A 443-nucleotide genomic window follows, 5' to 3' on the forward strand; every position below is an offset into this window, starting at 1 on the left:
CGGGAGGCCCGGACGCGGGCGGTGGACATGCTGGGCCGGGTGGGGATTCCGCAGCCGGGGAAGCGGTTCGATCAGTTTCCGCACGAGTTCTCGGGTGGGATGCGGCAGCGGGCGATGATCGCGATGGCGCTGGTGAACGATCCGGATCTGTTGATCGCCGATGAGCCGACGACGGCGTTGGATGTGACGGTGCAGGCGCAGATCCTGGACCTCCTGGCCGATCTGCAGGAGGAGTTCCGGTCGGCGATCATCCTGATCACGCATGACCTGGGTGTGGTCAGTCAGGTGGCTGATGACGTGTTGGTGATGTACGCGGGTCGGGCGGTGGAGCACGGGAGTGTGGAGCGGGTGTTGCGGGCGCCGCAGCATCCGTACACGTGGGGGTTGTTGTCGAGTGTGCCGTCGTTGCACGGTGACGCGGACGCGGACCTGGTGCCGATCCC

At 66.6% G+C, this 443-nt stretch carries 1 protein-coding gene; it reads left to right on the top strand.

Annotation, left to right across the window (positions count from 1 at the left end; genetic code table 11):
* Window positions 1-443, top strand: a 443-nt coding sequence (locus HA073_RS30235; protein ID WP_166457871.1) for an ABC transporter ATP-binding protein, incomplete at both ends; no start/stop codon positions are given.

It is taken from the genome of Micromonospora sp. CMU55-4 (assembly GCF_011602315.1).
Lineage (GTDB): Bacteria > Actinomycetota > Actinomycetes > Mycobacteriales > Micromonosporaceae > Micromonospora > Micromonospora chalcea.